This is a genomic window from Lacunimicrobium album, assembly GCF_052161635.1.
Lineage (GTDB): Bacteria > Planctomycetota > Planctomycetia > Planctomycetales > Planctomycetaceae > SXPC01.
In genome coordinates this window covers 579356-604508 of record NZ_CP197413.1, presented here as the reverse complement: position 1 = coordinate 604508, position 25153 = coordinate 579356, and the positions used below count along the sequence as shown (strand labels likewise).

Annotated in this window: 19 protein-coding genes; 9 read left to right on the top strand and 10 right to left on the bottom strand. The window is 54.1% G+C overall.

What is annotated here, in order from left to right; translation table 11 throughout:
- Window positions 1-28 precede the first annotated feature (28 nt).
- Window positions 29-1387 carry a ribosome biogenesis GTPase Der gene (gene der, locus SH248x_RS02380; RefSeq protein ID WP_459558569.1) on the bottom strand — a complete coding sequence of 453 codons (1359 nt, stop codon included), beginning with the start codon at window positions 1385-1387 and terminating at the stop codon, window positions 29-31.
- A gap of 182 nt (window positions 1388-1569) precedes the next feature.
- Between der and hpnC the strand changes: the two genes are divergently transcribed.
- Window positions 1570-2484 carry a phytoene/squalene synthase family protein gene (hpnC, locus tag SH248x_RS02375; protein ID WP_459556920.1) on the top strand — a complete coding sequence of 305 codons (915 nt, stop codon included), beginning with the start codon at window positions 1570-1572 and terminating at the stop codon, window positions 2482-2484.
- Between the two features lie 450 nt (window positions 2485-2934).
- Here the strand turns inward: hpnC and SH248x_RS02370 are convergent, their stop codons facing one another.
- The 5 genes from SH248x_RS02370 to SH248x_RS02350 all read right to left on the bottom strand — a co-directional run bounded on the left by SH248x_RS02370 (window position 2935) and on the right by SH248x_RS02350 (window position 9669).
- Window positions 2935-4206, bottom strand: a complete 1272-nt coding sequence (locus tag SH248x_RS02370; RefSeq protein WP_459556919.1) for a putative Na+/H+ antiporter — start codon at window positions 4204-4206, stop codon at window positions 2935-2937.
- Window positions 4207-4410: 204 nt separating this feature from the next.
- A complete protein-coding gene (nadB, locus tag SH248x_RS02365) occupies window positions 4411-6045 on the bottom strand; it encodes an L-aspartate oxidase (protein ID WP_459556918.1) in 1635 nt (544 codons plus the stop codon).
- A gap of 181 nt (window positions 6046-6226) precedes the next feature.
- The gene (locus SH248x_RS02360) at window positions 6227-7084 is read right to left on the bottom strand and encodes a menaquinone biosynthesis family protein (RefSeq protein WP_459556916.1); all 858 of its coding nucleotides are present in this window, start codon (window positions 7082-7084) and stop codon (window positions 6227-6229) included.
- 166 nt (window positions 7085-7250) lie between these two features.
- The gene (locus SH248x_RS02355) at window positions 7251-7754 is read right to left on the bottom strand and encodes a Coa1/Tim21 domain-containing protein (protein ID WP_459556915.1); all 504 of its coding nucleotides are present in this window, start codon (window positions 7752-7754) and stop codon (window positions 7251-7253) included.
- A gap of 226 nt (window positions 7755-7980) precedes the next feature.
- On the bottom strand, window positions 7981-9669 hold the full coding sequence (locus tag SH248x_RS02350; protein WP_459556914.1) for a hypothetical protein: 1689 nt from the start codon (window positions 9667-9669) through the stop codon (window positions 7981-7983).
- Window positions 9670-9983: 314 nt separating this feature from the next.
- Here SH248x_RS02350 and SH248x_RS02345 point away from each other — a divergent pair, with 314 nt between their 5' ends.
- The gene (locus SH248x_RS02345) at window positions 9984-11120 is read left to right on the top strand and encodes a hypothetical protein (protein ID WP_459556913.1); all 1137 of its coding nucleotides are present in this window, start codon (window positions 9984-9986) and stop codon (window positions 11118-11120) included.
- Between the two features lie 19 nt (window positions 11121-11139).
- On the opposite strand, the gene SH248x_RS02340 is transcribed toward SH248x_RS02345, so the two are convergent.
- The gene (locus SH248x_RS02340; RefSeq protein WP_459556912.1) at window positions 11140-12273 is read right to left on the bottom strand and encodes a M20 family metallopeptidase; all 1134 of its coding nucleotides are present in this window, start codon (window positions 12271-12273) and stop codon (window positions 11140-11142) included.
- A 374-nt stretch (window positions 12274-12647) separates the two neighbouring features.
- Between SH248x_RS02340 and SH248x_RS02335 the strand changes: the two genes are divergently transcribed.
- Window positions 12648-14201, top strand: a complete 1554-nt coding sequence (locus tag SH248x_RS02335) for a BBP7 family outer membrane beta-barrel protein (RefSeq protein ID WP_459556911.1) — start codon at window positions 12648-12650, stop codon at window positions 14199-14201.
- A gap of 87 nt (window positions 14202-14288) precedes the next feature.
- Here SH248x_RS02335 and SH248x_RS02330 read toward each other — a convergent pair whose 3' ends face one another.
- Window positions 14289-15212, bottom strand: coding sequence for a hypothetical protein (locus SH248x_RS02330; protein ID WP_459556909.1), 924 nt, complete (start codon window positions 15210-15212; stop codon window positions 14289-14291).
- Between the two features lie 467 nt (window positions 15213-15679).
- Here SH248x_RS02330 and SH248x_RS02325 point away from each other — a divergent pair, with 467 nt between their 5' ends.
- Window positions 15680-16576, top strand: coding sequence for a hypothetical protein (locus SH248x_RS02325; RefSeq protein ID WP_459556908.1), 897 nt, complete (start codon window positions 15680-15682; stop codon window positions 16574-16576).
- A gap of 83 nt (window positions 16577-16659) precedes the next feature.
- Here SH248x_RS02325 and aroF read toward each other — a convergent pair whose 3' ends face one another.
- Window positions 16660-17676, bottom strand: a complete 1017-nt coding sequence (gene aroF, locus SH248x_RS02320; protein ID WP_459556907.1) for a 3-deoxy-7-phosphoheptulonate synthase — start codon at window positions 17674-17676, stop codon at window positions 16660-16662.
- Between the two features lie 313 nt (window positions 17677-17989).
- Between aroF and SH248x_RS02315 the strand changes: the two genes are divergently transcribed.
- From SH248x_RS02315 to SH248x_RS02295, 5 genes are all read left to right on the top strand, one after another.
- A complete protein-coding gene (locus SH248x_RS02315; RefSeq protein ID WP_459556906.1) occupies window positions 17990-19063 on the top strand; it encodes a DHH family phosphoesterase in 1074 nt (357 codons plus the stop codon).
- 273 nt (window positions 19064-19336) lie between these two features.
- A complete protein-coding gene (locus SH248x_RS02310; RefSeq protein ID WP_459556905.1) occupies window positions 19337-19942 on the top strand; it encodes a QcrA and Rieske domain-containing protein in 606 nt (201 codons plus the stop codon).
- The gene (locus SH248x_RS02305) at window positions 19939-21819 is read left to right on the top strand and encodes a cytochrome b N-terminal domain-containing protein (RefSeq protein ID WP_459556903.1); all 1881 of its coding nucleotides are present in this window, start codon (window positions 19939-19941) and stop codon (window positions 21817-21819) included. The genes SH248x_RS02310 and SH248x_RS02305 overlap by 4 nt, the downstream gene beginning before the upstream one ends.
- A gap of 162 nt (window positions 21820-21981) precedes the next feature.
- Window positions 21982-23466, top strand: coding sequence for a beta/alpha barrel domain-containing protein (locus SH248x_RS02300; protein WP_459556902.1), 1485 nt, complete (start codon window positions 21982-21984; stop codon window positions 23464-23466).
- Between the two features lie 55 nt (window positions 23467-23521).
- Window positions 23522-24406, top strand: coding sequence for a sugar phosphate isomerase/epimerase family protein (locus SH248x_RS02295; protein ID WP_459556901.1), 885 nt, complete (start codon window positions 23522-23524; stop codon window positions 24404-24406).
- Between the two features lie 16 nt (window positions 24407-24422).
- On the opposite strand, the gene SH248x_RS02290 is transcribed toward SH248x_RS02295, so the two are convergent.
- A complete protein-coding gene (locus SH248x_RS02290) occupies window positions 24423-25067 on the bottom strand; it encodes an SOS response-associated peptidase (RefSeq protein WP_459556900.1) in 645 nt (214 codons plus the stop codon).
- Window positions 25068-25153: the final 86 nt, after the last annotated feature.

Genomic DNA, 25153 nt, shown 5'->3' with positions numbered 1-25153 from the left:
CCTGACATCGATCCAGTCTCCCAAGCCATCAATTCCCGTCTTCGCTCTCCTCTTGCGTTCTCGGACGGTAAATAATCTTGATCGGCACTTCTTTAAACGGCAGTGTCTCTCGCAAAACCCCGGCCATATATCGCTGCCACGCCGTGTCGAAAATCTCGGGGTCGTTGACTTTGAGCACAATCGTCGGCGGCTGAATCGCGACTTGGGTCGCGAAGTAAATCTTCGGGATGCGCCCCTTTCGCATCGGAGCAGGATTCGCATCCATCGCCCCGTGGACGATCTTGTTGAGCTTGCCCGTCGACATCCGCAGGATGGATTGTTTGTAGATCGACTGGGCCAGATTGATCACCCGCTTCGTATTGTGATCGTCCTTGGCTGTGATGTAGGCCACTGGTACGTGTCGCATGGACGAGAAGGATCTCTGCAGATACTCCGTCCACCGATCCGGCGTCATCCCGGCTTCTTTACCAAGGTCCCATTTATTGACGACGAAAATACAGGGCTTGTAATGCGACTGGATCTCGGAGACCAGTTTCTTATCAACGGACGAAATCGTTTCCTGAGAGTTGAAAAACATCAGGACGACATCGGCTCGACGAATACTCTTCTGGGCACGCACGAGGCTATAAAACTCGATGTCGCTGGCGAGGCTCTTCTTCTTGCGAACCCCTGGCGTATCGATCGCAACGAACGTCTTCTCATCGAGTTCGAAACGCAGGTCGACACTGTCGCGGGTCGTGCCGGGCACTTCGCTGACGATCATTCGGTCTGTCTGGGCGATCGCATTGATGAACGTACTCTTGCCGACATTCCGACGACCGACGATCGCCAGTTTGAGTTCGGGTTCTGTCGAAAGCTCATCCCCCTCGGCCATCTCATCTTCGTCGGCTTCCGGCAGCATCTCGAGGATGTCTGCGAGCAGTTCCCTGCGATTCCGATTCGCTTTCACGCTCGTCATGATCGAAGGGACATTCATCAGTTTATAAAACTGCGGAATCTCCAGATCGGTCTTGGTCGAGTCGCATTTGTTGACGACCAGCATCACAGGCACGCCGATCTTCCGGACGCGCGAGGCGACTTCTTCATCGAGCGCAGTGACCCCTGCGGTTCCGTCGACGACAAACAGGATCAGATCCGCACTCTCAATCCCGATCTGAATCTGGTGCTCGATGTGTTCCGAGAGGTTATCTTCATCGACAATGCCGATACCGCCAGTATCGACGAGCTCGAAGTATCGCTCCTTCTCATGGAACAGGTATTCGACCCGGTCACGAGTCACGCCAGCGGTCGGATCGACGACGGACACGAACTTCCCAGCCAGCCAGTTCATAATGCTGCTTTTGCCGACATTCGGTCGACCAACGATAACAACCTGAGGCACCGGCATCGAGAAATTCACTTTCGGGAAGAAGCAATCGCGGAAAAGTTCGGTAATATACCATGTTTCCACCAAAATTTTTATCCTGCCCGCGGTCGCGATAGATTTGTTTTTCACTTTAGGCTCGCGAGGCAGAACATTCTATTTCTGAATGTACACCGTTTGAGTCTCCCCCACCCGATTGGCCACTCATGGCGATTTCCGCTCTCGAAGACGAACTAAAACGCTTTGGTCCCGGCTCAACATCAGAGCCGATGTCAGTCGTCAATGCCCAGGCGTACTGCAAACAACTGGCTCTGTCGCACTACGAGAATTTCCCGGTTGTGACCCGACTTTTGCCGAAGTACATCGTTCAGGACTTCTACAACATCTATGCTTTTTGCCGCTGGGCAGACGATCTCGGCGACGAACTGGGAAACCGAGACCGAGCCCTTGAGCACCTCGGCTGGTGGCGCGACGAACTGGCGGCCTGTTACGCTGATTCTCCCCGTCACCCGGTCATGGTCGCGTTGAAGGAGACTGTCAGAGCGTATGAAATCCCCTCAAAACCCTTCGAAGACCTGATCTCGGCCTTCGAGCAGGATCAGACGATTACGCGGTACAATGATTTCGACCAGCTTCACGATTACTGCAAACGCTCCGCGGACCCTGTCGGCCGACTCGTCCTTTACCTTGCCCGCTCCGCCAATGACCTGAACTTTCCACTTTCCGACAGCATCTGCACAGGTCTCCAACTCGCCAACTTCTGGCAGGACGTCGCCCGCGACTATCAGAAGATCGACCGCATCTACCTCCCTAAATCATCCATGGATCAGTTCGGCATTACGGAAGCCGACATCGCCAAAGGCATCTCTACCCCAGCGTTTCGTGAATTACTCGCCATGGAAGTTCGACGTGCCAGACGCTTCCTCGAAACCGGCTGGCCTCTCGTTGACAACGTCCCGAAAGATTTCCGCTTCGATATCAGCCTCTTCATCCGCGGCGGGTTGGCAATTCTCGACAAGATCGAAAAGCACAATTTTGCCGTCCTCGAATCCCGCCCCAAACTCAGCAAATACGACTTCCTGAAACTCAGCATGCAGACCATGTGGAGCAAACGGCCGTGAGCATGTTTCTGCCCGTTCAATTCGAGAACGAGGCTCCGTCCGTGCCGCCTGTCATGCGTTCCATCATATGCATCCAATGGCGTGCCTTCCGTTGCATGCGTGCAACGGAAGGCAATGCGGAACGATCCGCAGCGAGTTTGAACGATGGCCTCGCGTTCCTGTCTCCGTCCTGAAGGGACGATTTCAACCAGCCCAGGGTGAAACCCTGGGGCTACGGCCGAAACACCCACCTCCCGTCCTGTAGGGACGGCTCACCGTGATTCTCAAGTTGACCCCACCCCTTCAGGGTGGTGATTTCGTTTGCGTGATCGTTAACCCAGGGTTTCACCCTGGGCTGACAGATGACGGCCCTTCAGGCCTTTGAGGGAAGGTATCGTCGATTCGTTGTAGTGACTTTACAACACGAAATAGCGGCTCGCCCTCCCGCTGCAAAACCAACACATTCCGCTGCTAAATGAACCAAAAACACACAATCGCGATCGCTGTTGGTCCGAGCGCTCCCATGAGCAATCCCAACGGACTAATCCCAACCGAACCGAATGTTTTTGACGTCTGCAAAATCCCCACTCCCGCAGGGTTCGGCGCGTTGGCAATGACCGTTAATCCACCCCCGGTGACCGCCCCCGCGACCAACGCATACTTCAGATCATCGCTGATCCCTTCGACCAGCGATCCGAGATAGGTCAGTGCTGCGTTGTCGGTAATCGCAGTCAGCGCAGTCGCACCGAAGAAGAGCATCGCGCCGTCCAGCGAGGCGATCAGAGGCTTGAGCCAGTACTGCTGCAGGCTCCCTAGTGTCACTAAGCCCGCCAGGAAGAAACCAACCAGCAGCCCTTCGCGCAGCTTGAGTTGATCCTGATATTCACGAGTCGCTGTAGTGAGTCCCAGGAAGAGCATCGCGATTCCAAAGAAGACATCCGGATGGTGTGCGAAATAGACCACCGACGCCAGGAACATCACGTGCAAGACCGTCAGCCAGCCTGGAACCTGCTGCGTCTGCTTTTCACAATCGCCAATCGCCAATAATTCGCGTCGAAAAATCATGGTCACAATGATGGTGGAGACAACCGTGCTGATCGCGGCTCGCCAGCCGAAATGCGTCATCATGAAGAGCGAATCCCAATGCCATTTATGTGCGACCATCAACACCGGCGGAGCGGCAAAGTGCGTCAGCGTTCCACCAATCGAAATATTGACGAACAGCAGCCCCAGTGTCGCATAGGCCAACCTCGTACTCAGGCCATGATCGAAGTAGCGACGTTTGAGCAGAATCGCCAGCAGGGTCATCGCAGCCGGTTCCGTAATGAACGATCCCAGCAATGGCCCAATCGCGAGGGCAGTCATATAGAAGCCAACCGATTCCGGAACGGGCAGCAGACGTGCCCCGGCATTGAGAATCTTTTCACCCAGTGCGACGATCGGTCGCGTCGCGGCAATCACCATCACGACGAGGACGAACTTGGCTTCGGTATAATTCAGGCTTTCGATGTACTCGACCGCCTTTTCCACCGATCCTTCCAACGCAGCAATTCCGACAAACAGCACCGCTGCCCACAATCCGAAGACGACTTCCGTCTCAGCCAGGAAGTGCAACAGGTTCTCCGGAATTGAACCCTTCGGGTATTTGTGAGCCCAATGAGCAAATCGCTTCACCGTGAAGGTGTGAAGAACTGCGAGAACAAACAGAATCGTGGCCAGAATCTCAAGACTTGTCGGCTGCATCTTTTCTCACATCGAATCTCAACGGCGGTCGCAAATCATCGCGCATGACAGCGACTCGGTATCATTCGTCTGATCGTGATGAACGAAATCATTAAGTCAATCATATGACCTGATGCGGTAAAACATCGAGGCGGTCATGATGGTAGCAAATTCAGCCGGAGACCTGCAGAGATGGACTGCAAACCATCCTAATTTCGAGCAAATTCAGGCTTCTGCGGTTGCCTGGACGGTGATGTGTCTAGCCATGTCAGAATCAGTCTCCGGGAAGTCACTGCGGAAGTGGACGCCGCGGGATTCACGTCTTGCCTCTGCGGACGCGAGAACCGTTCGGGCGATCAAAAGCATGTTCTGGAACTCCCAGCCGAAAACTTGGGAAAACTCGCGCCGGCAGACATAGCGATCCCAGAACTCGACCTGGCCGGACGCCTGCATGAGACCTTGCACATTGCGGACGATCCCCGCGCGCCGCCACATCAGGCTGGCGAGGGAGTTTCGCAGGTCGGTGATGTTGAGTTGTTCTTCTTCTCCGTTATTTGGTTCGACGACGGAGGTCTTCATCGGCCAGGCAGTGAAGAGGTCTGGCAGGTTGGAGGCAACGTCCGCTGCACCTCGTCCGGCTCGTTGGCCGTAGAAAAGGCCTTCGAGGAGCGAATTGGACGCCAGTCGATTGGCACCGTGAAGCCCGCTGGAGGTGACTTCGCCTGCCGCCCAGAGGCCGGGGAGGGTCGTCTTGCCCTGTTTGTCGATCGTTAAGCCGCCGATCATGTAATGCGCACCGGGGCGGACCGGGATCTGATCGTGCATCAGGTCCAGTCCGAACTTCGAGCAGACGTCTGCGATGTTTGGAAAACGGCTGGCGACCATCGTTTTGTCGAGGTGTCGCAGATCGAGATAAACGCACGGATGCTGCGTTTTCTCCATCTGATCCGTAATCGCCCGGCTGACGATATCGCGTGGAGCCAGTTCCAGCTGCGGGTGATAGTCCTGCATGAAGCGATAGCCAGTCGAATCTCGCAGGTAGGCTCCTTCGCCACGGACTGCTTCGGAGATGAGGTGACGCGATCCCCCCGCGATGTAGAGGACCGTCGGGTGAAACTGGATCATCTCCATGTCGCGCAACTGAGCCCCGGCTCGAAAGGCCAACGCGTGCCCGTCGCCTGTCGCGATCTCCGGGTTGGTTGTCTCGCGATAAAGCTGCCCCGCCCCGCCAGTCGCGAGAATCGTCTGCTTGGCCCAGATGAAGGTCTTGCCGTGTTGTGCGTTCCAGACCAGTGCACCGACACACCGGCCTTCGTGAGTCAAAAGGTCAATCGTGAAGGTGCGTTCCCAGGTTTGAGTGCCGGGTTTGCTTTTGACCCGGTCAACCATCGCCCGCATGACTTCGCGACCGGTGGCATCTCCAAGGGCATGGACGATCCGACGATGGCTGTGGCCGCCTTCTTTCGTGAGGGCAAGCTTCCCGTCTGTAAAGTCAAATTTCGCCCCATACGAAACGACTGACTCGATCAGTTCAGGAGCTTCTTTGACAACCGCTTCAACGACATCCGCATTGCACAGCCCAGCCCCCGCGATCATCGTGTCATAAGCATGGTTATCGAACGAATCAGAAGGATCGAACACACCGGCAATCCCGCCCTGCGCCCAGGCGGAATTCGAGAGCTGAAGGACGTCTTTAGTGACGATAACCGTCTCAAGATTGTTGGGAATCTCGAGGGCAGCCTGAATGCCGGCAATGCCGCTGCCAATCACCAGCACGTCTGCAAATGCGTGAGGAATCCGTTTCGGATTGAATCGCACGAGGTGACGACGACGAATCGGAATCTCAAGATGTTGCTGCATTTTTTGCGTCTTCGATGCCGTCGTCTTAACTGTCCCTTCTCCCTTGAGGGGAGAAGGTGCCCGAAGGGCGGATGAGGGTGGGCGCCAGGCCATGTCCCGCCCTCATTATTCTGTCAACGCCATAGGCAAAGATCGACGACTCTTCGCTTCTCATGAACCTGCAGCGTCAACTTCCACCAGACTAACCAATAAACTCAAGCTGCGTCGGATTGGGAATAATTCCTGCCTTGTAACCTTCGTCGAGCAGTCGGGCGACTGCTTCCCTGCCGCGAGGACCGAAATCCAGCGTCCAGTCATTCACATACATCCCGACAAACTTATCGGCCTGCGAATGATCCAGATCGCGTCCGTACTGGAGGGCGTGATCGAGCGCTTCTTTGCGGTGAGCTAAGCCGTATTCAATTGATTGCTTCAGGTGACGGGTGATGGTCTCCATGGCTTCATGGCCAAGGTCTTTGCGGATCGCATTGCCACCCAGTGGCAAAGGCAGGCCCGTCTTCTCGCCCCACCAGACACCCAGATCGACGACAAGTTTCAAACCCTGGGTACCATAGGTCAGCTGACCTTCGTGAATGCACAGACCAGCATCGACTTTACCGGCTTCGACGACATTGAGGATCTCATCGAACGGATAAACGACAGCATGAAAGTTATCGCCCAGCAGCAGCTTGAGAGCCAGAAAAGCCGTCGTCAGCTTGCCAGGGACTGCAATCGTCTTCCCTTTGAGAGCTTCGATCGACATATTCTCTCGGGCAACCACCATCGGCCCGTATCCATCGCCGACACTCGCTCCGCAGGCACATAATGCGTACGTGTCGGTCATGTAGGCATAACCGTGCAACGAGACGGCTGTCAGTTCGAGCTCGCCTTTGAGGGCACGGTGATTCAAGGATTCGATATCCTGCAACTCATGGATATAGCGATATTTCCCGGTCTCGATCTTGTCGTTGGCCAGAGCGTGGAACATGAACGCATCGTCCGGGTCCGGGCTATGTCCAATGCGAATAGTGATTTGATCCTGAGAAGTTGCAGTCGTCATGGTCGATCCTGATCGATTCGAAATGGTGTCTGTGCAGTTGTTGCAAGAAGAAAGTCGTCGCACGCAGCGTCATGTTTCTAAGCAACTAACCGCAGACCCAGAGAGTTATTCACACCTTGGAAGGTAACTGTGTCGTTGCGGAATCGCAACACTTGGCGCCGATTGGCTATTCCTGTTTGGCAGGCTCTGCCGGAATCAAAACCTGTTGAATCAGTTCGGGAGGGAGTTCCTGCATCAAATTGATCACCTGTGGCGAATTGGCCAGTCGGAACGTCAGTTCTTTGAAAGTCCACTTCTGCTCCGCTGTCGCATCCGCTTCGAGGTACAAACCCCCGGTCGACTTGGATCCGGTCATCGGGATCGTGAATTTCGCCGTGATGGTGTTGTCTTTTTCATTCTTAGTCACAACAGCCGTCTCATCGAGCATGCCCGTCTGGATTGGCTCTCCCAACGATTCGACGACTTCCGGATTCTTGATCGCTGCTTCCACTGCTTCGCGATAGGGCGAACTGTTTTTGACCCCTTGAATCCCGCCCCAGTACATCAACCCTCCACACCCTCCGATGAACACCAGCATCGACAAGCATCCCGACGGCAGTGCCCACGCCCAGTTGCGTTCCAGCCAGGCTTCATCGGGAGGCAGAGGTTGATTCGGGGCAGGTGTTGTCATGACTCGTCAGTTTGAGAATTTTCGCCAGGCTCACTGCATTGGGTGAGCGGCCATTCACGAGAAAGTTGGTGGAAAGACCAGGAATTAGAGGAGGCAGTCGCACTGATTCAAATTCAAAATGTCAAAATTCGTCTCCAGCGTAACCCATCCCGAACAAAAGAAAAACCGACGGGCGTGACTGGCATCACCCGTCGGTTCAAAATTCAGCGGAATCTTATGAGTTGGCTTACAGGTTCGAATTCGCGAACTCAGCAATAATGCGACCAATGGCAGCCAGAAGCCCTGCACGAACTTCTGCGACACCCACGATCGTCTTTTCTTTACGGTCCAAAGTCACCTGAACGTAGTCATCGCCAGCAGCCAGCCCTGCGACCATCTGCTTGCGGAATGGCTCGCTGTCTTTGTTCTTAGACTGTGCATCAACGGCTTTGGCAATCGCGAGCAGGTGAGCATGGTAATAAATCATGCGACCATCAGCAGGACCTGCTTCTGCACTGCTGACCTTCTTGATCGATTCTTTCAGCTTGGCCAGAGTATTCTCGCCGACTGAGAACCAGACCGTGTCTTTGCCAGTTCCAATAAAGACGACGGCTTTCGTTCCAAACAGACTGGCGAATCCTGGAGAGATCTCTCCATCGACTTCCACCTTGTGAATCTCGACACCCGATTCGGTATCGACGTTCATCGTGGTCTTGGCAAATTTCTCCAGTTTCGGGTAGTCCTCGACCATCTGCTTCATCAGGTCGGGCTTGGTGACGAGGAATCCACCGATGACTTCGTAAGAATCTCCGACGGCATGAGCATCATAAAAGCCATCGACCACTTTGGCGGTCAGGCCGTCTTTGAGCATGTCGAGGAACTTGTTGCCCAGAGACTTGGCAGCTTCTTTCTGTGTGTCATCCCATTTCTTGACAGAGGGAATCTTCTCTTCCATGGGCTTACGCAGAGCATCATAGAAGACCGTCAGGTGCTTGATGCGAAGTTCATCCAACGCGAAATTGACACGCAGAGCAGAGGCTGCATTCGCATCGACGGCCATCGTCGCAAACTTGCTCGGAGCAGCTGCCTGGTCATCAATGCTCTTTTCGAGTGATGTACCAGGAATCGCTGTCAGGGTCAGGTTCCCGGTGCCCAGTGACGTTTTGATATCCGTATTCCAGTCGGCGCCGACTTTGGCAGACTCTGCGAAGAATCGCTCGATCTCTTCCAACTGTTGTTCTGCACCAATCTTTCGAAGATTGTAGACCCCTTCGGACTCATCCTTCTTCTTGACGATTCCTGCCATCAGGTTTGTCTTGAGAGTGGTCATCGATTTCGCACGGTCAGCCATGCCAGCTGGATTGTCCGGATCATTCTCGAATCCGACGATCCAGTCTTTGTTGGCAAAATCCGCCAGATTGACACCCTGCATCGGATCGTATTTTGGCGGGATCAGTTTTTGGTCTTCTGCGAAGTTCGCGTACCCTTCTTTGGCGGCATTCTCTTCATAACGGGCGAAGCCGATGTAAGCGCCTGCTAACTTGAAGAAGTTGCGTTGAATCTGAATGTAATTGACCCCCAGTGGCTTCAAATTCCTCTGGAGAAAGTTGTTCAGATTGTTGACCGGAAAGCTCGTGCGGTACTGCTCTTTCTTCGCATTCGGGTCGAGAATGACATCGACTCGGATGGGTCGCTTGGTATCAATCCCCGGCATGAACACATTCAGGTTCGGTTCGACCTTATTCTTCCATGCGGCGGCATCTCCGCCGAGTTTAGCGACCATGAACTCCAGGTCTTCCAGCAAGCGGTCAACGCCGGGTTGCAGGACCGTGACTTTGGGGGGTTCAGGAGCAGCGGCGGCTGGTGCCTGTGCTGACGCAAATTGAGCGCTGGCGATCAGCACGAGAGTTGAAAAGGCGAATCGAGGAATTGTCATCGTTTGTACGTCCTTGGTGAGTATTCGTCGGGGGCAAGGGATGTCGTATGTCGTCCCGACAAAGAGATCATCCTGGATTGCCTGGCTGGCCTGAATTCACTGGCCACCCAAAGCAACGATCCTGCAAGTGTATTGGGAGACGGGAGTTTGGAAAAGTCAGAATTACATCGACTCTTCGGTCCAAAAATTTTAACAAACTGACAACTCCCTGCTCGCTGAGCAATCTGCTCTGGAGCCCAACCTCTCTTTCTGATGCAATTCGCGACGTCAATTCTCAAAAACCACCCCTCTTCGACGTATTTGGATGTAAACCTATGTCGCAGAAGATGTTCTCTCTATTTAACGTGAATCGGATCTTCCAGATCGCGGTGCTGTCAGCCCTGTTGAGCACGTTCTGCACACTCCATGCCGAAGAGCCAACCTTGCGCGTCCTTGTCTCCAATGATGGCTCAACGTTCATCGGGACAGTCGAACCAAACCAGTTTGGATACCGACTCATCAGCAACGGTCGGACGGAACTGGTCAATCCGGGCCAAGTCCGCTGTGTCGCGGAAAGTCTCGAAGATGCCTATCGACTTATGTCCCAGGAAATGGAGCAGTTTGCGGCGAAAAACCAGCTCAAAACGACCGCAGATTCTCACTTTCAACTCGCTCGGTGGTGCTACCAGCACGGCCTTTATCCGCAAACACAACGCGAACTCGCCGAAGCTCTGACGCGAGATCCCAAACATACTGCAGCTGCTGAACTGGCCAAGAAATTCGCCCCCCGAGATGGAGACGTCGGTAAATCGAGCGATTCACCGTTCATCGATTCCTTAAAAGCAACGAAATCTCACGACGAACTACGCAACAAGATCCTGATCCAAAGCGTCGAAGTCGAAGTCACTCCGCTGGCGAATCTTCCGAAAGAACTTGCCAGTGAGTTTCAGAAGATGCAGCCTGTTCTGGCCACCAATTGTGGCAAAGGCGGTTGTCATGACCCGACGACCAATCGCGAATTCGTGTTCTTGCACCTTCCTCGCGATGGAGGGATGTATCGGGCTCGCCTGGAACAGAACATGTCTGAATTAGCTGATGCCATGAATCGCGCGGGAAGCATTGAGCAATTCAACACTCTTGTTACTGGAAAAAACGACGTCCACCCCGGCGTCCTGTTCCCGGGGCCGTTCGGCAAGGAGCGCCTCGATGTTTTCACCACCTGGACGAAGTCCTACGGCAAACATGCCGCGATCCCGCTGGCCTCTGAGACCACGATCGCCAAGAAAATACCGGGCGTGAATCACCTCACGACGCCCATCCAGCAGGCCAGTTTTGAGCAGACCCAGTCGGCAGCCGCACTCTCGAAGGAAGCCGCGAAAGCTCGTGAAATCGAAGCAACACTGGAAAAAGCACGACGCGACCACAAAACCGACGCCTTTGATCCCAGCCTGTTCAATAACAGACGCCCTTGAAAGCTCGATTTTACTTCGATTAGCTGATACAGAACTCGTCAATCATCTTTGCGTAGACTTCTGTCCCGAGTTTGAGTTGCTCAAGACTGATCCATTCATCGACAGTATGAGCCTGCGCAATGTTTCCCGGTCCGCAGACGACCAGCTTTTTTAAGTCCGCAAAGGCGGCTCCGTCTGTGCCGTAGCAGACGGTCTGGGCCTTTTGTTTTCCGCAGAGTTTGAGCATTGTTTGAATATGCGGCGCGTCAGGTTCTACCCACAACGGCGGAAACTCTGAACGAACCTGAAACTCGATGCCATATCGCTCTGCAGCTGCTCTGGCTCGTTCCATCAACTCCCCGGGAGACTGCCCCGGCATGGGGCGAAAGAGAACCTGGCAGATCGATCGAGCGGGCTTCACGTTCGAGGCTGTTTTTTCATCATGAAAAACGATATTCCAGCTGATGATCGGAGGATCAAACTTGTCGTTCTGCCACTTTGGATCAGAAGAAGTTTCGTCGTGGATGGCTTTCATCTCGCTGAGAAATGGAATCATCGCAAGATTCGCACTCAGGCCCTCTGCTGAGCTCGAATGAGCCGCGATCCCGTGGGAGATTGCCTTGAAGCAATGGATCCCTTTGTGTGCATGAACGACTTCCAGCGTCGTCGGCTCGCCAATGACCCCGACGACCTGGCGCTGGACCATTTCCTGGTAAATCTGAGACTTGGCGACAACATGCGTTGCACCGACATAGCCGACTTCTTCGTCTGATGTGCAGACGACATAGACAGGCTGCTTCCAGGTTGATGTCAGCGTCTGCTCGACTGCAGTCAGCCAGCAGGCCAGAGATCCTTTCATGTCGCAACTCCCGCGACCATATAACTTGCCCTCAGCCTCCGTTGTCTGAAAGGCAGTTCCGCCGGATGGGCCCTTCCATATTACGGCTGGGACGACATCTGTATGCGAGAAGTAAGCGAGCCCACCCGATCCGCTGCCCCGTTTCCCAATCAGGCAGGATTTCGTAACTCCATTATTGTCAACATATTCCACTCGCTCGCAGTCGAAACTCCAGCCGGTCAGGATGTCTTCAACATAAGACGTTACCTCGCTATTCGAGGTCGAGCTGACAGACGGAAAGCGAACAAGTTCTGTTGTCAGTTCCTTGGCTCGCATTCCTTTTACCCTGGCTTTATTGATTGATGAGGTGATTTTGGGGAGTCTCTCCATGGCCTTGGATCGGCCAATCCCTCGTTGATGTTCATGAGAACTTGGCGAAATCATCGTCAGGACCGGTTCAAGGTACTTTCTCGGTATGACCAAAACAATCCCTATAGACATCACAAATTCACGCGAGCAGGCGGATTGAGTCAACTTCTCCCGGGTCATAACCGATATAGCAGTTACAGACCGTACCATCCTCACAATCGGTACAGTCTGACATAGCGACTTTTCAGCTGCTTGCATGGATGCCAGCGGATGGAAAGTCTTTCCTGTAATCTCGATGTCGGCCCATTGGCAGACCCTCACGACCGCTCAAGAGGCAGCGCATGAACTTCTGGCCAGGACAATCAGGACGATCGAGGTCGGCAACGGCTGTGAAAACCACTTCAATGTGGAAGAGCTGGCGAAAAGCCGTCATCGCGACCGGATGCGGGTTGGCGGTGGCGTCTGCCATCTCGGAAAATGCCTTCGCGCAGGGACCTCAGTATGCTCAGCCAGCCGGAATGTATAACGGCGCACCCCCGGCCTATTACCCTCAGCCGTATTCGATGCCCATGCAGCAGCAGGGCGCATCCTACCCTGAGTATTGCCCCCCGGAAATGATGAATGGACCAGCTTATCCAGGTCCTGGCGGGGTCGTGCCTTCAAACTACGAACGTGTTCCGTACTACGATGAAGTGGAACATCAACCGCTGGTGGATGACTTGATCATCACGATGTTCAAAAACACGTGGATCAAGATGGAATATCTCCACTGGAACATTTCTGACCTGGGCGATACCCCGGTCGGTGCATCGCTTCCGGGAGTCAGAGATATTACGCAGCCATTTTATGTCGTTGATGCAGGGGGCGGAACCTTTGGGGAAGACCAGTTTCTGACAACCGATTTATCGGTCAATCAGGCTGATCCAGTCCTTGCTCCTGATGGCTTCTTTCAGGCGGTCGCGAGGACCTTTGACACGGGCGGTTTTGACTTCTCCAACGTGAACGGATTCCGAAGTACGGTCGGACTCGATACCAGCTTCGGGGGACTGGAAGCCAGTTTCTTCGTTCTGGATCAGGCAGGTGATCGGTTCGATTCGAACAGCACCGTCTCCTCAATGACACAACTGCTGCGTGACAATAATGGTGATGTTGTTGTCGATACCAACGGCGATCCAATTTACTCCCATGTTCCGAATGTCTTCGTCCGCCCGCTCTCGGTGAATGGGGCACCCAGCAACGATCATATCCTTTACTATGATCGATTCCAGGCCGAGTACGACACCCAGGTCTGGGGAACCAATAATGCTTTAGTCTGGAATATCCGAGACCGCGATCTCGGTTTTCGGATGGCTGCCTTGTTTGGAACGAAGTATTTGAATGTTCGCGAAAACATGCGACAACGCGGTACTTATACGTCAACGATCGCAAACTCGGTCACCGTCAATTCGGCGATTGACTCGATCACTCAGAACCATATTTTCACGCCACAGGTCGGGCTTAGAACCGAGTTCCGACATGAGTGGTTTAGTATTGGCCTGGACCCTCGCTTTGGTATGGGTTTCAACAAATGGGACGGGACCGTTGCTGCTTCTGACGTGGCTTCGAATTCCGCAACCGGATTCAATGACGTTGATCAAACAACCGAAGTCGGGACCTATAAGTTTTCGCCCACTTTTGATCTGCGTGCCTACGGCGAAGTGCGCGTTCGCGACCACTTGACCTTGACGATCTCCTACGACTTCATGTGGGTTGGCCGAGTCGTTCGGGCAGACGAAATCATTACCTATGATTACGGTAATCCTTCTGCGACAGAACCTGCTGGCATTGTCGCGAAAACTCACTATCAGGACATGTGGGTCGACGGTCTATCGCTCGGTGCCAAATTCGACTGGTAGATACTGTTGAGGAAAAGAGCAAAACGAAAAAAGGCCGTCGAAATCTCGACGGCCTTTTTTTCTGAATCGTGAGTCCCAACAATCTCGTTATCGATTGTTGAACATCTGTGAAACGCGTGATGGTTTGGCTGGTTGTTGGTCTTCGGCCTTGTCTTTGTTCTTAGCGGCTTCTTCGCGTGCCAGGCCTTGAGCCAGAGCAGTCATGTTGGAAGCAGCCATCAGTTGAGCTTGGTTGAACATTGGCTGAGGAGCAACTCCCATGGCTTCAATGCGCTTGTTAGCCAATTCCTGCCAGCTCATTTTGTTGCAGATGTGCCAGGCAGCCGCTTGAGCTGTCCATTGTGGCATTTCGCCGCGTGAAACCATTGGCAGCAGTTGAGCCAGAACAGGGTCCTTGGAGTATTCTTCGACTTTGTAGAGTCGGTATTCGGTCTTTGGAGTCGGGTCTTTCTTGCCGTGTTCCAGGCAGACGGTATTCATCTGCACGAGTGCGATTTTTTCTGGTGGAACAGAGAAGAATCCGCCGCCACCCGCACCACCGGCAGCACCACCACCACCGAGTCCGCCACCACCACCACCCTGGTTACCGGTTCCGCCGCCAGTTGTTTGCTGACCACCGCCGCCGCCCATGCCTCCCATACCACCGCCCATGCCGCCCATTCCGCCACCCATACCACCCATTCCGCCGCCCATGCCGAATTGTGGCAGGACGGGCGAGGCAATCATGGCTTCGGGGAATTTGACGGTGAGTGTTTCGTCCGTCTTATTCTCGAGCATGATGTTGCCGTGGAACTGATCTTTCATGATCAGTTTGTATTCGATCTTGCCCTGCTCGACCGACTCGAAGAAGTCGACCTGTTCTGCATTCGGGTCGAACATCGGTTTCTTGATCAGCCCTTTTTTCGGCTCAGCGCCGTGGCTGTTCGCAGACATCGCTGCGACGAACATCAGGCCGAACATGGCCGTGCTGACAACGGAGGCGATTTGACGGAAGTCCAAAGAAATGCTCATGAGCGGCCGTGCCTCAACTAGGGTCACAAGGGCAACATACAGATCAAAACGCAGCTTTTCGCGCGAAGGCGTTAAGCAACGTGAGAATCGACGATAAGGGCGCAGAAAGGGTCTGCAGTCCATCGTATCGTACCTATTTCCAGCGATTCAATCTTTAGATTTCCTATTTGATCTATTTTTTCAAGACAATGTCCGCTCGAAAGAGTGCAGCCGTTTTAATGCGCACGGTTGTCAGACTACGCGGGTAACAGGTTAGCTGCTTCCACCGTATAAACCGCTAAAGACCCTACCAGCGTTATAACCGGCACGGTCAATGACGCTTCACTAATTGGCAAGCGGTTGCCTCTGGAGTCTGGTTTGTCCGCTCTTCCCCGGGATGTTTGCCCAAGGCCGGTCGATACAAAAACTGATCCACGACGTTCGAAATCCGTCGGATCAAAGTCGATTGTTTTCAGGATACGACAACCATGGATGGGTTTGCCCGTAAATCTCAGCGCTACGCACCGCACGTCATGGCAGCAGTCTTGCTGGCCGGCATGCTTCTGGTGTGTGGTTGTCAGACAGCATCCAGTCTGACACTCCGAAACAAAACTTGGCGACGTGGCGACGACGTCAAGTCGTACGAAAAAGTCGACCTGACTTACCAGGTCAACCATTCGCAGTCTGGTCTTCAGAAGCCACCGCGACCTTGGCAGGAAGCGCGACTCGTATCTGCAGAGAAGGGCGAGTCTGATTTGTTTGAAGTCGAATCAGATACTCCGTCCGCGATTTCAGCCTGGAGCAAAGCCAGCGTTCACGTGGTTTACCCACACCCGGACGGCAATAAGGACCAGGCTCAGGTCACGTTGAAGCTTTCTCGACTCGCACCAGGTGAGATTGAAACGTCTTATGCTGGCGCCTTTAAGCGTGCCGTTAATAAGCGTCTTTATGGAACGAAGTCGCTGTTGTTCCGAAAAGGTGACGCAGAGCAGGACGCGGTCACAACAACACGAGCCAGCCAGATCGACGACGAAGTCTGGACAATTTCGCTAAGCAAAGAACAACTCGATTTGCTCCTGGCGGAACTCAACAACAACGGCTTCTTCGGCCAGCAGGAACGCCCTTACGCCTGCTCCGAACTCAGCCTGCAGATCGATCATGAATCGGTCACCAAGAGCTGGACGCAAGAGCCACGTCTGAACCAGTTGATCGAGCATACCTATCAACAGGGCCAACTCGTCGGTTATGCCACCCCACAGCAAGCCGAACCGTTGACGACTCGCAAAGACAAGATCGCCGCCCGATTTGATAAGCTGCCGTTTGGGAAGAAATCCGATGACGATGCGGAAGTCTCTGAGGTTGAGCAGGTCGGATATGTGGAATAATTCTGCATCAAGAGGTCAGACAGTGAAAAAAGGCCCAGCGATTTGAATCGCTGGGCCTTTTTTGATTGATAGAAACCAAAAATTCAGTTCATTTTCAAGTTCAATGCATTCGCAATGACTCGGCATTTCTCCAGGGTGTCCGCAAAGACCTTCGGGTTGATTGTCTGAGCAGCATCGCTGGCGGCGTTGGCTGGGTCGGGGTGGACTTCGACGATGATCCCGTCGGCACCGGCGGCGATCGAGGCTAAGCACATTGGCGGGACCAGGGATGCTTTGCCTGTGCCGTGACTGGGGTCGATGATGACAGGCAGGTGGGTCTTCTCGTGCAGGTAAGGGACCGAGGCAAGAGGCAGGGTGAAGCGGGTATGTGTCTCGAAAGTACGGATCCCGCGTTCGCAGAGAATGACGTTCTTGTTGCCTTGGTCGAGGACGTATTCCGCAGCGAGGAGGAATTCTTCCATGCTGGCTGAGGGGCCGCGTTTGAGGAGGACAGGTTTGTCGACTTCGCCGACGGCTTGCAGCAGGTGGTAGTTCTGCATGTTGCGGGCGCCGATCTGGAGGACGTCAGCGTAACGGGCGACCATTTCGACGTGATGCGGGGTCATGACTTCCGTCACGACAGCCAGGCCCGTTTCCTGACGAGCGGTCGCGAGAAGCTTGAGGCCTTCTTCTTTCATGCCCTGGAAGGCGTAGGGGCTCGTGCGTGGTTTGAAAGCACCGCCGCGAAGTCCCTTGGCACCGGCTGCCTTGACGGCTCGGGCTGTTTCGACGATCTGCTCTTCGGATTCGACCGAGCAGGGACCTGCGATAACGCCGACATTGCCGCCGCCGATGACCAGATCGAGGACTTTAACGATCGTCGGCTCAGCCTTCGTTTCTTTACTGGCGATTTTGTAGGCAGCGAGGATCGGCAGGACTTTCTCGACGGCTTCGAAGGATTCGACTTGTTCGAGCTGTTTCTTGCGTTCGTCTCCTGCGGCGGCGATGACGGTTCGCTCAGTGCCGACAATGACGTGTGCTTTAAAGCCCAGGCTTTCGATGTGTGCGGAAATCTCCGAGATGACTTCTGGGGTGGTATTGGGTTTTAAAACGACGATCATGGCGGAGGCTTTCGGAGGATGGACGGACGTTCTGGATAGTCACGCTCGTGGGGGCGTTTATGAATGCATGCTACCGTTCTGGAGCAAGACATTCGAGCACGGACCGATGTTCGGAACCGTTGGAAGAGGGGAAGTTATATCCCAAACAGGGGGAAATTCTCAATTTTCGAACCAGGAATTCCAGCGCGACCGGGGAAGTTTTGCGGACTGTAACACCTTTGGCGGCGAACAATCGGCCTGACCCGTCCGGAAATCTCGTGAATTCGTGGCAAAGATCTTCAACATCACGAGCTGAGGTGATTATAGTGTCGAAATGACTATCAACTGGAATCCTCTCTCAACGCTGATCGCTGAACACGATCATTTCATCGTTTCTTCGCACATTCGTCCTGATGCCGATGCTCTCGGATCGGAAATGGCGTTTGCTATCTATCTGGAGCAGATTGGCAAGAAGGTTCGCATCGTGAACCCGGGGCAGAGCCCCAAGCACCTGATGTTCCTCGATCCTGAGGAAAAAGTCGCCACGATCGGACAAGTCCCCGCTGAGGTCATTCAGACTGCTCAGATCCACTTCGTTCTTGATACCTGCTCCTGGAAGCAGCTTTCTGGCGTCGGGGAGGCGATGAAAACCGCGGCGTCGAAGAAAGTGGTCATCGATCACCATATTTCTGGCGATGATCTCTCTGCTATCGAGTTCAAAGACGTCACCGAACCGGCGACTGGCTGCCTTGTTTATCAATACCTGACACACGTTGGGGCTGACATTTCGGCATTTCAGGCCCTTTGCATGTTCGCGGCGATCTCAACAGACACCGGTTGGTTCCGATTTCCAGCGACGAAGCCTTCGACCTACCGCATCGCTGCAGAACTGATGGAACTGGGAGTCAATCCGCAGGATCTTTATACGTTGCTTTATGAGCAAGCTTCGTTGGCTCGACTGAAGCTGTCTGGCATTGTGCTGCAGCGTGTTCAGGTGGCGTTCGAAGGAAAGGTGGCGTTCACGTTTGTTGCTCAGAAAGATCTTGCGGAAACGGGGTCGCATCCGACGGACACCGAGAATTTCGTCAATGAGTGTCTGAAAATCTCAGGCGTAAAGATCGCGTTTATCTGCGTCGAACAGCAGAACCGCTCGATCAAAACCAGCTTCCGCAGTCGTGTGGGCAGTAACGTCGCCAAGCTCGCTGAGACATTTGGGGGTGGAGGGCATAAACAGGCCTCCGGGGCGGTTTTGAATACCTCGCTGGACGAAGCGATCAAGCAGATTTTGGATCGCATCAGTTCGATGGACCTGTCGGAAGTCGACGATATCGGGAAGAAGGAAAGCGAGATTTCTCCCAAGGAATCGCCGCTACAGGTGACGCCACCGTCATCAAAAGTGATTCCGTAGGGTCCGCTTTGCGGACCGTGAATGGATACGGTTTGTCGTAAGACATGCAAGGTTCTCGATCGTTCAACCTTCTCGTATGTGGTCATCGCGAATTGACGGTCCGCACAGCGGACCCTACAGGACCATCATTTCTACATCGAAAAAAGCGGTTTGCGGGGGAGAATTCGCCTTCCCGTTCGCTTATAATAAAAATCCTGCCTCAATATCCTCGCGTGTCTTCACACCACCAAAGTCCCGCCTGAATGTTTCTTTTGGTTCGAAAGACCTTGTGTGATGTCCTCTCCCGAACAACAACCAACGACGTTGACCGATGAAACTGCCTTGGCTGCTCCGCGACGCGATTTCGTCAAAGGGGCGATCGCGATCGGTGCCGGTTTGACGGCGATTTCTGCTCCCATCATTGCGGGCGCGACGGTCTTTTTAGACCCTCTCCTGCGCAGCAAAGATACGCCAGCAGATGGTCAAGCGACGGACGCGGCCTCCGCGGGCAAGCCGGGCTATGTCCGTGTCGCATCGCTGGATTCACTGGCGAAGGGCGAGCCGAAGCTGTTCAAGGTTTTCTCCGATTGTACGGATGCCTGGAACTGTTTTCATGATGTCCCGGTCGGGGGAGTCTTCCTGAAGCTCATCGGTCCCCAGCAGGTTATTGCCTGGAATTCGCGTTGTCCGCACCTGGGCTGCTCTGTCGAAACGACTGCAGGCGGGGAAGGGTTTTTGTGTCCGTGTCATATGGGCAAGTTCGGACCGGATGGCGAGCGGATCAACGAGATTTCTCCGCGCGATCTCGATCAACTTGATGTCGATATCGTGGGGAATGATGTCTGGGTCCAGTTCAAAAATTATCGTCAAGGCATCTCTGATAAAGTCGAGATTTCATGAATTCACTGCTGTCGTGGCTGGATGACCGGACGGGTCTGGTCAGTGTGGCAAAAGAGTTCGCGCGCTGGTCGATTCCATCGTCTCAGCGCCTGCGACATCTCTTGGGCTGGCTGGTTATCTTCAACTTTCTGGTACTGTTGATCACGGGGTTGTTCCTGTCTTCGACGTACAGCCCGTCATCGCAGACGGCCTGGGAAAGTACGTTCTATATTCAGCACATCATGGCCGGCGGGTGGATTCTCCGAGGACTTCACCATTTTGCGTCCGGGTCGATGGTGGTGTTACTGGCTGTCTTCTTCTTGAAGATTGTTTTCGATGGGGCGTACCGGGCTCCGCGCGAAGTGACGTACCTGACGACTCTGGGGCTGATTCTCTTTACGATGGGGCTGGCTCACACCGGCTACCTGCTGCCGTGGGACCAGCGCGGATTCGCGGCGGCGGATGTTTTTACCAACATCGCAGGCTCGGCTCCTGTTATCGGGCCCTATTTGCAGCAGATCATTCAGGGCGGAAACGTCAAAGGACACCAGACGATCACGCGTCTGCATTTCCTCCACGTTGCGGTCTTCCCGATGCTGATCTTCATTTTCTTTGTGCTTCATGTGGCGTTGTTAAAGAGATTGCGCGAACGTCACCCCGCTACAGCGACTGTTCCGGCCAAGAAGCTGATTCGGTTCTGGCCCGATCAGCTGATGACGATCAGCCTGAGTTCTCTGGTTTTGATCGGAGTCTTGTTCGGACTCGTCTATACGTTTCACGGTGCGCATCTCTTCTCCGCCGCTGATCCGGCAGAGCCATACTCGGCTGCTCGACCAGAGTGGTACTTCCTGTTTTTGTTTCGCTTTCTGCGGACGCCGATCGTCGAGCATCTGGGGCTCGCATTTGGTGCGATTCATGTTCCGACGATGATCGCGGTCGTCATTCTGCTGTTCCCGCTGATTGGACGATCGAAAGCAGGGTACTATTTCAATATCGTCTTCAGTTGTGTGGTCTTCGCAGGGATCATTGGCCTGACCGTCATGACACTGCAGGAAGATGCCGCGAGTAAGGAATATCAGGCTGCCTACCATCAGGCTGAGAAGCAGGCAGAACGGGCGACAGAGCTTGCCCTTGCTCCGGCGGGCATTCCGGTGCAAGGGGCGTTGACGCTGCTGCGTACCGATCCCCTCCTTCAGGGGCCAAAAATCTACGCCTCACGTTGTGCGACGTGTCACCCGTGGGATGGGCACGACGGTCTGGGACATCCGATCGAAGGCAAAGGCGTTGCGCCGGACTTGGCGAACTTCGGGACTCGTGAATGGATGAAAGCTGTTCTGACTGATTTTGACGTGCTCTTCGCCTCCACGGTGAATGCGAAGCTCGATGGCGAGCCGATTGGGGATGCGTTTACTGGAGGCGATATGGCTGCCTGGGCGAAAGACCACAAAGACGTTCTGCTCAAGCCAGAGAATGCTAGCGACCTTAACGCGTTGCTTGAATTCTTCTATGCCCAGACTGGTCGTCCTGATGCGTCGCTGACGAATGCCGATTTGATTGCCAAAGGGCGTGACATGATTGAGTTCGGCGAGTTGACCGATGGCGAATTTGAAACGACGTGTATTGACTGCCACCAGATTCAACCTGTGGGTGAAGACAAAGCTCTTGGTAGTGTGGGGACGGCCCCCGTCCTGACTCGCTATGGCAGCAAGGAATGGCTCAAGGCCTTCATCGCCAAACCGGGCGACAAAGCCCACTATGGAGCGACGACCAATGCCATGCCTGACTTCGAGACTCAACTCAGCGCTGACGAAATGGATCTGCTCGTCCGTTGGATGTCGCAGGACTATTACAAAGCCAAACCAGCCGAGGTGAAAGCCGTCGCAGCGCCGGCTGAGTAAGTTTTTACATCGGAAACACATTGAGTTTCGATGGTGCAGTTGTCGTCGACGATTGCGTGAGGTATCGCTAAACTCACTCTGTTGGAACCGGACTTTTATCAGCATCCACCGATCGTCTGTTGAACCTTCGCGGACGGTAGCCCATTCGTTGGAGACTCATTTATGGCATACCGACGTGTTGCAGCGATAAAGACTGTCGACGATTTTCGCCAGTACCTGTCGGGACTTGGCTTGTCTCAACCTGTCGATGACCGCGTTCTCTCGGCTGCGGACGGTTCGCCACTGGCTCAGCCAATTGATGTCGGCGGCTTTACCGTTGGAAATCGCTGGTGTATTCAGCCTATGGAAGGCTGGGACGGCACGACCGATGGGCACCCGACTGAACACACCATTCGACGCTGGGAACACTTTGGTGCATCCGGTGCGAAATTGATCTGGGGGGGCGAAGCGGTCGCTGTTGTTCCCGAAGGTCGTGCCAATCCGAACCAGTTGATCAGTTCCCCGGAGACCGAAGCAGGTCTCAAAAAGCTGCTCGACACACTGATGTCGACCCACGAAGCCTCGTTTGGAACTGGCTCGACGAAAGACCTGCTCGTCGGTTTGCAACTGACTCACTCGGGACGCTTCTGTCGCCCCAAAGACAAGAAGAAACTTGAGCCGCGGATTGCTTATCATCATCCGGTTCTCGATCCAAAGTTCGGGATCGATCCCAAAGATGACAAGGTCGTTCTGACGGACAGCGAGATCGAACAGCTGCATGATGCTTATGTCGTCGCGGCGAAGCGGGCTCAGAAGCTTGGCTTTCAATTTGTGGACCTCAAGTGTTGCCATGGTTATCTTGGGCATGAGTTTCTCTCAGCTTATGATCGTCCGGGGCAGTTTGGAGGCGACTTCGAAGGACGGACTCGCTATATCCGAGACCTGGTCGCGAAAGTTTCCGAAGCCTGTCCCGGCCTGATGATCGGTGTTCGTCTGTCGGTGTTCGACCAGCCACCGTATCGACCTTCTTCTTTCGATAAGGAGTCTGGGACTTACGGTCCGGGGATCCCACACGAAGTTCCTGCCGGTTATCGCAGCTTTGGAGCCAAGGCGGATGATCCGTTTGCGATGGATCTGTCTGAACCGATCGAATTGCTTAACCGTCTCTGGAAAACCGGCAAGGTCCAGATGATCAACCTGACGGCTGCATCGCCCTACTACAACCCGCACCTGCAACGTCCTGCTTATTTCCCGCCATCGGATGGTTACCAGCCGCCGGAAGATCCGCTTGTTGGCTGCGTGCGCCAGATCGATGCGGTTGCGGAGGTGAAGAAAGCAGTCCCGCATATTCCGATCGTCGGGAGTGCTTACACCTACTTCCAGGAGTACCTGCCACACGTTGCTCAGGCGAATGTTCGTGATGGCAAAGTCGACTTCATTGGCCTGGGTCGCATGGTCCTCAGCTATTGGAACATGCCAGCTGATACGCTGAAAGGCATCGATACCCGTAGCCAAAAGATGATCTGCCGGACCTTCAGCGACTGCACCACGGCTCCGCGTAACGGCATCATCTCGGGCTGTTTCCCACTGGACCCGTATTACAAACAGATGCCTGAGAATCAACAGGTGAAAGACTTGAAAGCACAGTTGAAAGCTGCTGCAACGTGACCTGTCGATGAGTCTCCCTGAGACATTCTTACGTCGCAATTTGCGGACACATCCCATGCCGAAACTTTCTGCCTTTCCAAAAGCCTTCATGCAAGCCCTCTGCAAAGAGGGTTCGATGTCCATCTCCGAGTGGATCCGTCTAGCGGCTCCGCTGAAGGTCGATGGGCTGGAATGGTATGCGGGGTTTCTCGAGATGGCCGATGAGCGGAACTGGACTCGGTTTCGCAAGGAGGTCGAGAACGAAGGCATGGTCGTTCCGATGATGTGCTGCTCGCCCGATTTCACGCAGCCGGATGATACGCTTCGAGCCGGTGAGATCGCCAAGCAGAAACACTGGATTGATATGACGCATGCTCTGGGCGGTCGTTACTGCCGGGTTCTGAGTGGACAGCGTCGTCCAGAGATTTCGATTGAACGTGGGCTTGAATTGGCGTCGGAGGCGATCAAGGAGTGTCTGCCGTATGCGCAGGAACGTGGGATCACGCTGATTCTGGAAAACCATTACAAAGATGACTTCTGGGAGTTTCCTGAGTTTGCCCAGAAGATGGATGTTTTCTGCCAGCTGGTCGATCGCATTCATCATCCCAACTTTGGCGTGAACTATGACCCGAGCAACACTTACCTCGCAGGTGAAGATCCGATGGAGTTGCTCAAACGAGTCTCCTCGCGCGTGGTGACGATGCATGCCAGTGACCGGTATCTGATCGAAGGGACGATCGAAGACCTGCGACGCGAAGAAGGAGGAGCGGTTGGCTATGCCAAGCGATTACGCCACGGCGAAATCGGCAAGGGACTCAACGATTACGATGCGATCTTCACGGAGTTAACGCGAGTTGGCTTCGACAGCTGGATCAGTATTGAAGACGGTGTCGAAGGGATGGAGCAGTTGCAGCGGAGTGTTGATTTTCTCAAGAGGAAGATTGCGCAGTATTGGGATTGATGAGCAATCAGTATTGCTAAAACAACGACCGCTGAACTCTCTCCAACACTGCAGGCGTTTCGTTCCTCACATTTCCGACGATCGGATTCGCGGGGATGACATCGAGCGGACCGGTCCATGGCTTCAGAAGTGGTTCCACCAGTTCGCGTCCATCAATTTCTGAATCGAGCCAGACATCGTACGCGTCTGGCGGGATGATCACCGGCATGCGTTCGTGGTATTCCGATGCTGTTCCGAATGATGATGTTGTGAAGATGCTGTAGGTCTCGATGTTATTCCATCGTTCCCAGATGCCAGCGAAAGCGAAGGGGACGTTGTTGGGAAAACGGAAGTGGAATGGCTGTTTGTCTCGCCATTCGTACCATCCGTCGGTCAGGACCAGGCAGCGACGTTTTTCGAGAGGCACGGAGTAACTTTTGGCGATCTCTTCGCTGCGGGCGTTGATCATCTTGAAGCTGAGTTTGTCGTCCTGTGCCCATGGTGGAATGAGGCCCCAGCGAAGCGATGTTGCGTGTCGCTTGCCATCGACCATGCGGATAACGGGATTCTTCTGCAATGGGGCGATGTTATAGCGTGGTTGCCACTCTTCGACTTCGCGCAGGAAATTGAAGATTGCCTGCAGTTGTTCTGATGTTAGACGCAGCGTGTAGCGACCACACATTTTTCGATACCGTTTTGCCTGGGGTATTCATGAGGCTCAGCGAACTTCATCAATGGTGATTATAACACCGCTTGGCCCATGTGGAC

What these genes read in the sequence shown, in the direction of transcription:
- der (WP_459558569.1), bottom strand. Translation starts at nt 1,387, where the DNA reads ATGCCGGTGCCTCAGGTTGTTATCGTTGGTCGACCGAATGTCGGCAAA.
- hpnC (WP_459556920.1), top strand. Translation starts at nt 1,570, where the DNA reads ATGGCGATTTCCGCTCTCGAAGACGAACTAAAACGCTTTGGTCCCGGC.
- SH248x_RS02370 (WP_459556919.1), bottom strand. Translation starts at nt 4,206, where the DNA reads ATGCAGCCGACAAGTCTTGAGATTCTGGCCACGATTCTGTTTGTTCTC.
- nadB (WP_459556918.1), bottom strand. Translation starts at nt 6,045, where the DNA reads ATGCAGCAACATCTTGAGATTCCGATTCGTCGTCGTCACCTCGTGCGA.
- SH248x_RS02360 (WP_459556916.1), bottom strand. Translation starts at nt 7,084, where the DNA reads ATGACGACTGCAACTTCTCAGGATCAAATCACTATTCGCATTGGACAT.
- SH248x_RS02355 (WP_459556915.1), bottom strand. Translation starts at nt 7,754, where the DNA reads ATGACAACACCTGCCCCGAATCAACCTCTGCCTCCCGATGAAGCCTGG.
- SH248x_RS02350 (WP_459556914.1), bottom strand. Translation starts at nt 9,669, where the DNA reads ATGACAATTCCTCGATTCGCCTTTTCAACTCTCGTGCTGATCGCCAGC.
- SH248x_RS02345 (WP_459556913.1), top strand. Translation starts at nt 9,984, where the DNA reads ATGTCGCAGAAGATGTTCTCTCTATTTAACGTGAATCGGATCTTCCAG.
- SH248x_RS02340 (WP_459556912.1), bottom strand. Translation starts at nt 12,273, where the DNA reads ATGCGAGCCAAGGAACTGACAACAGAACTTGTTCGCTTTCCGTCTGTC.
- SH248x_RS02335 (WP_459556911.1), top strand. Translation starts at nt 12,648, where the DNA reads ATGAACTTCTGGCCAGGACAATCAGGACGATCGAGGTCGGCAACGGCT.
- SH248x_RS02330 (WP_459556909.1), bottom strand. Translation starts at nt 15,212, where the DNA reads ATGAGCATTTCTTTGGACTTCCGTCAAATCGCCTCCGTTGTCAGCACG.
- SH248x_RS02325 (WP_459556908.1), top strand. Translation starts at nt 15,680, where the DNA reads ATGGATGGGTTTGCCCGTAAATCTCAGCGCTACGCACCGCACGTCATG.
- aroF (WP_459556907.1), bottom strand. Translation starts at nt 17,676, where the DNA reads ATGATCGTCGTTTTAAAACCCAATACCACCCCAGAAGTCATCTCGGAG.
- SH248x_RS02315 (WP_459556906.1), top strand. Translation starts at nt 17,990, where the DNA reads ATGACTATCAACTGGAATCCTCTCTCAACGCTGATCGCTGAACACGAT.
- SH248x_RS02310 (WP_459556905.1), top strand. Translation starts at nt 19,337, where the DNA reads ATGTCCTCTCCCGAACAACAACCAACGACGTTGACCGATGAAACTGCC.
- SH248x_RS02305 (WP_459556903.1), top strand. Translation starts at nt 19,939, where the DNA reads ATGAATTCACTGCTGTCGTGGCTGGATGACCGGACGGGTCTGGTCAGT.
- SH248x_RS02300 (WP_459556902.1), top strand. Translation starts at nt 21,982, where the DNA reads ATGGCATACCGACGTGTTGCAGCGATAAAGACTGTCGACGATTTTCGC.
- SH248x_RS02295 (WP_459556901.1), top strand. Translation starts at nt 23,522, where the DNA reads ATGCCGAAACTTTCTGCCTTTCCAAAAGCCTTCATGCAAGCCCTCTGC.
- SH248x_RS02290 (WP_459556900.1), bottom strand. Translation starts at nt 25,067, where the DNA reads ATGTGTGGTCGCTACACGCTGCGTCTAACATCAGAACAACTGCAGGCA.